At 61.1% G+C, this 5,575-nt stretch carries 5 protein-coding genes and 1 pseudogene; 3 read left to right on the top strand and 3 right to left on the bottom strand.

Translation table 11 applies throughout. The annotated features are described in order from the left end of the window. Window positions 1-373, top strand: a 373-nt coding sequence (locus U1703_RS18615; RefSeq protein ID WP_332786939.1) for a GNAT family N-acetyltransferase, incomplete at its 5' end; no start/stop codon positions are given. Between the two features lie 124 nt (window positions 374-497). Here U1703_RS18615 and U1703_RS18610 read toward each other — a convergent pair. After that, window positions 498-1,412 (bottom strand): LysR family transcriptional regulator, encoded by a 915-nt coding sequence (locus tag U1703_RS18610; protein ID WP_332786938.1) that lies wholly within the window; start codon window positions 1,410-1,412, stop codon window positions 498-500. 100 nt (window positions 1,413-1,512) lie between these two features. Here U1703_RS18610 and U1703_RS18605 point away from each other — a divergent pair, with 100 nt between their 5' ends. After that, window positions 1,513-3,024: an MFS transporter gene (locus tag U1703_RS18605; protein WP_332786937.1), complete on the top strand. Its 1,512-nt coding sequence runs from the start codon at window positions 1,513-1,515 to the stop codon at window positions 3,022-3,024. Window positions 3,025-3,067: 43 nt separating this feature from the next. Then, window positions 3,068-3,622: pseudogene (locus U1703_RS18600) on the top strand (recombinase family protein). 61 nt (window positions 3,623-3,683) lie between these two features. Here the strand turns inward: U1703_RS18600 and U1703_RS18595 are convergent. Then, complete coding sequence (locus U1703_RS18595; RefSeq protein ID WP_332786936.1) at window positions 3,684-4,085, bottom strand: nuclear transport factor 2 family protein; 402 nt, start codon at window positions 4,083-4,085, stop codon at window positions 3,684-3,686. Window positions 4,086-4,212: 127 nt separating this feature from the next. Further along, a complete protein-coding gene (locus U1703_RS18590; protein ID WP_332786935.1) occupies window positions 4,213-5,337 on the bottom strand; it encodes a M23 family metallopeptidase in 1,125 nt (374 codons plus the stop codon). Window positions 5,338-5,575: the final 238 nt, after the last annotated feature.

Here is a 5,575-nt window from a genome sequence, read left to right as displayed (position 1 = left end):
ATCGTCATTCGACCCCTCCGATGTAGAGGGGGCTGGCGCCTCGTTTGTACTGGCGTATGACGCACAGGGTAACGCTCTGGGGTGCGGGGCATATCGACCGCTTCAGAAGGGCGTGGCGGAGTTGAAGCGGATGTTCGCCATTCCGACAAGTAAAGGGGTGGGATCGGCTGTTCTCAACGATCTCGAAAGGAGAGCAGAAGCCGATGGCTATCGCGATTTGTGGCTGGAAACACGATTGGTAAACAGCCGCGCCGTTCAGTTCTACGAGAGGAACGGCTACCGGCGCATTCCCAACTTTGGCAAATATGTTGGACGACCTGAGGCAGTCTGCTTCGCGAAGACTTTGGGACAGGAAAGCGTTATGACGGCGTAAAGCGCCAATTGGGCACATCCCATGGCGATGCAATGCCGATCGTCATTCTCAACTGGGAACGGTCAGCGAGACGGCCAGCGACCTCTCGAAAAGGTGCGATTACGAGAATGAGTGGCTTGGCCCATCAACCCTGACGCTCATGCCCATTCGACTGAGTTACCACGCGGTCTTGAAACAGGTTGACAGTGGCAAAGTCGATGAAGGCCCGCAGCCGCGATGACACTAAGCGGCCGGAGGGCCATACGAGTGAGAATTGCCCTTCGGAGCACACCTTATCCTCCAGCAGGTAGCAGAGCTCACCAGTCCGAACGGCATCTGCCGCCAGGAAGTCAGGCATGTATGCGATGCCCAGACCATTGATCGCCGCGGCGCGTACGCCTTCCATATTGCTACACGCCAAGACTGTACGTGGATGCAGATCAAGCGCGATCGGCCAAGGCTGTACCTGTCCCGAACCCGGATAGCGGAACCGCACGGCGTCATGGGTCACCAAGGCGTCGACCGAGTGCGGTTGGCCGTACGCGTTTATGTAGGCAGGCGATGCGCACAGTACGAACGAAAAAGAGCCGAGCTTGCGTGCGATCAGCGACGACGTCGCCAGTTCACCGCCGCGTATCGCCACATCCATCCCTTCTTCGAGCAGGTCGACCAGTCGATCATTGCAATGCAGGTCGAGCTCGATGTGCGGATAAGCGGCGCAAAACGCAGGCAGGTGCGGGACGAGAAACCGGTAGCCGATCGTCGGCAGGCTGACCCGAAGGATACCGCGCGGTGTCGCCCCCGCATCCGATACGGCGATCTCCGCCTCGCGCAGCTCATCCAGAATACGGCGGCAGCGCTCCAGGAACAGCGCGCCTTCATCGGTAAGGCGGACGCGACGGGTGGTACGATGCAGAAGGCGCACCTTAAGCGCGGCTTCCAGTTTGGCGACATTCTTGCCGACAGCGGATGGCGACAGCCCGAGCGTGCGGGCTGCGCCGACGAAGCTCTGCAGTTCCGCCGTTCGAACAAAGCTGGTGATGCCAAGCAGATTATCCAAGTCTGCAGATTATAGCTGAAAAGGATATAGACCAAGTCCAATCGACCTGATTATCGCCCCGAGTTCGTGAGATAAGGCCGTGCGCGGAGGTATCCCGCATATGACCAACTCACCTCATAATCCCGCCAGCGCCCACCCCCGCACCACTCTCGCTGCGGTGTGCACAGCCGCCCTTATCCTGCCCATGAGTTTCTCCGGCGGAGCAGTGGCGACGCCTGCGATCGGGCATTTGCTGGGCGGCGATCTGCCGGGGCTCGCCTGGGTCACGAATGCCTTCATGCTGACGTTCGGTGGCCTGCTCATGACCGCAGGTGCGCTGGCCGATCGCTGGGGCCGCAAGCGGGTGTTCATGGCAGGCGTCGGTCTGTTCGGTGTCGCCTCCTTTATGCTGAGCTTGGCGCCGACACTCGGTTGGATTGATCTGCTGCGCGCCGTGCAGGGTGTCGGTGCCGCTGGGGCCCTGGCCGGGGGAACCGCGGCCTTGGCGCAAGAGGTCACCGGGTCGGCACGCGCGCGGGCATTCAGCCTGCTGGGCACCACCTTTGGCATCGGCCTGGCATTTGGGCCGCTGGTCGCAGGCATACTGATGGAGGCGTTCGGGTGGCGTGCGGTGTTCGCCGCGCCGACGGGCGTGGCGGCCCTTGCGCTTCTGCTCGGGGCGGGGTCGCTGCGTGAAACTCGTGCAGCGGCATCGTCTGCGATGGACTGGCTGGGCGCAGCGACCTTCTCCATCGCGCTCGCCTGCCTCACCCTTTTCATCCTTCAAGGACCGGTTTGGGGTTGGACCAGCATGCCAATGGCCGGGCTGCTCCTTGCCGCCGTTGGCGGGTTTACACTTTTCGTTCGCGTCGAGCGACGTAGCACGGCGCCGCTGCTCGATCTTAACCTTTTGCGCTATCCCCGCGTCCTGGGGGTGCAGTTGCTGCCGATCGCGACCTGCTACTGCTTTGTCGTGCTGCTGGTTCTGCTGCCGCTGCGGTTCATCGGTGTCGAGGGCATGACCGAAACCCACGCAGGGGTGCGCATGCTCGGCTTGTCGGCACCAATGCTGGTCGCGCCGACGCTGGCGGTACGGCTGGCGCGTCGGCACTCGGCAGGGACCGTATCGGCAGCCGGACTGCTGGCAGCGAGTATAGGTCTACTCTGGCTGTCGCTGTGCGGCCCCGGATCCGGCGCGACACCGGTGCCGGCGATGCTTCTGATCGGCATGGGGGCCGGATTGCCGTGGGGATTGATGGACGGCCTGTCGGTCGCGGTCGTGCCGCCGGAACGTGCCGGCATGGCCACCGGTATCTTCAGCACCACCAGGGTCGCGGGTGAGGGCATCGCGCTGGCCAGCGTAACCGCAGGATTGGCGGCCCTAGTGCGCTGGCACCTTGATAGGCTTACGATCGGTTCCGCTCAGGTCCGGCCGCTTTTGGCCCAGCATCTGGTTACTGGCGACCTTGGCCGGGCCATCCGGCTGGGTGCATCGGCCGAAGCGCTGAAGGAGAGTTATGCGAGTGGCTTCGCGCTTCTCCTATACGTTCTCGCGGGCGTGACTTGCGCGTCCGCAGTGCTGGTGTTCGTGACCTTGCGGCGCGTCGACGCTCATGAGGTGTCGGCGATTTAGGCCGAAGCGCACGGTGATTCGAGAACGTCAACGGACAATCAAGATGCTGATAGGCTATGCTCGTGTGTCGACCATCGACCAGGATCTGGCTCTGCAGACGGATGCGCTAGCCAGAGCCGGCTGAGAGAAAATGTTCGCCGATAAGGCGAGCGGTGCGAAGACTGATCGACCGGGTTTGGCAGAAGCTCTGCAATTCCTGCGCACCGGAGACACGCTCGTGATATGGAAACTCGACCGGCTTGGTCGTTCCATCCGGGGCCTTATCGACCTTGCCGCGGGTCTTTCCGACCGGAAGATCGACTTTCGGTCCCTAACCGATGGTTTCGATACCGCCACTCCTTCCGGACGGCTGCTCTTTCACATCCTCGCGTCAGTCGCCGAAATGGAGCGAGAGCTCATTAGGGAGCGTACGATCGCTGGGTTGGCAGCAGCCTGGGCGAAGGGAGGCACCGGTGGAGGCCGTAAGCCAACTATGACGGCCGACAAGATCGATACCGCGCGGAAGCTGCTGGCGGCAGGAGACAAACCTGCCAAAATCGCTAAATTGCTGCAGGTTGGCTTATCGACTTTTTATCGGCATTGCCCATCAGGCAGCTAAGCCAGCCTGCTGCAACGGTCGCAACCCTTGCCGATTGGGATCGAGAAATGGGAAAACTGGTTCAGCCCTCCCAGAACGCTTGATCGTTCTTGATATCGGACGCGAAGAACGAGGCTTCTGTAATCTGGCCTCCTTTGAAGCCGAAGACCGCCATCTCCTGCCCCCGGATCGTTCGGCCGTTCTTGTCGGCGCTCCACTCGATGACGGCAGCGCAATGGCTTGTAGTCTCAACGGTGTTCGCGACCCGCAGCGAAAATGTGCCGCCCGTGGTGGCAAGTGCACGTTTGAGCATGTCCACCACCGCATCGGCGCCACGAAGGTGCCCCATGTGATCCCCGACAACAGGCTCGGTCCAACGTACATCGCTTGCCAGCCAGTGGCGTAAAGCGTCTGGATCGTTTGCCTGTCGCGCCTCGTAAAAGGCGTGGACCAAGGCGGCGGGCGATTGATGCTTGGTATTCATGCGGCTTTTGTAGCGGCAGCATTGCGAGGTCGCCAAGCCGATCGCAATTGGGAGTGACCCGTGAGACGACCGGGGCGTTCCCATTGGGATGGTGAATTGGGAAAGCGGCTTTTCGGTTACCGCACCGTCATCTTCCAAAATCAATCATCATGTCATCAAGCGGCATCTGGTTCGTTCGAAGAGCGCGGGTTCCAGTCTTTGGGTCAATGATGCTATAACGGTCGATGACATAGGGTAGGCCTTCGCCGACCATTGTCCCGATTGCGTCGGTAACTTCCAGATGGACATGCGGCTCCCGTGCATCGCCTGACGAACCGATCGCGCCGATTACCTGCCCTTTTCGCACATGGTCGCCGACCCGGACCCGAATGCTGCCCGCCTTCATATGGAAATAATGGGCATATTGGCCACCGCCCAGATCGAGAACGATCAGATTACCGCCGATATTATCGATCGTAACCGGTTCGGCGGGGTGGAAGTCGACACCATGTCCGGCGGGGTTGTCCGGATGACCATCCTCAACGCGGACGACCTTGGCATCCCCGATGGCGAGCAAGGGTTGGCCATAAGCGAAATAGGACGCGGCGGCCTTCGCGTCGCCGCGATAGGACTTCCCGTCCTTCATGATCTTCCAATCGATCGCAAGGCGCCGCGAGTCCGTCAACGCGCCATCGTTGATGAACAGCCCGCGACGATGATGATTGTCGGGATCGTTGCTCGGGGCGTCCGCCGCGATCCAGTCGCTTCCTGTGACCGGGCGACCAAGAACCTTGAGCGCGCGATGGACGGGTACGGCCGCCAACGTCACGGTGTCGTCCCCGAGTGCCAGACGATGTACGAGGTGCCCAGGCAGAGCCTCTCCCTCGGGAATTTTGACCTCTAGAAACACCACTTGCGTCCCACCCGCCGGTATCGGCGGCAGCGTCGCGGCATCGTCGTGGCCAACCGTACGCGTGAGCGACGCCAGTGTCGTGGCCGGAAAACTGGCAAGCGGTGTACGGGCAGACCTGTCGCCGTCGATCACGTCGATCTGATGCAACTGGATCGGCGAGGCTGAAAAATTGGTCAGCAGCAGCTCATAGAAGAGGTGCTGCGTGCCCTCGGAAGCGAATGGCGTCGGCGCGTATTGTACCCTGGCGTGGACCGCTATCGGCCATGGCGTACTGCGTTTGGGAGTCGGTTCCTGCGCATTTCCCGATGAAGCATTGATCGCCGTTGCCGCTATTAGACAGGCAAGCCAAGAAGAGCGCAAATGTACCTCCTATCGGTGAGTTGCGTTAGCAATACACCTAAACAGTCTACCGTCAATCAAGGCTGTCAGGACATTCCCAATTATGAAGGGCTGGTGAGACGGCCGGGGCCGTCCCGTTTGCGATGGTCGATCGGGAAAGGCGGCGTCAGCCCAGCGCGATTTTGAACGTCGGCACGTATGTAACCGGAAAGTTCACCGAGCGGGCAATGAAGCAGTAGCGGTGAACCTCGTGGTGGAT

Source organism: Sphingomonas flavida, assembly GCF_036663655.1.
Lineage (GTDB): Bacteria > Pseudomonadota > Alphaproteobacteria > Sphingomonadales > Sphingomonadaceae > Sphingomonas.
Note: the sequence above shows the minus strand (reverse complement) of the source record. Positions and strands in the feature narration are given on the sequence as shown.

Excerpts from the sequence above, each read along its gene's own strand:
- U1703_RS18605 (WP_332786937.1), top strand. The coding sequence starts at position 1,513 with ATGACCAACTCACCTCATAATCCCGCCAGCGCCCACCCCCGCACCACT.
- U1703_RS18595 (WP_332786936.1), bottom strand. The coding sequence starts at position 4,085 with ATGAATACCAAGCATCAATCGCCCGCCGCCTTGGTCCACGCCTTTTAC.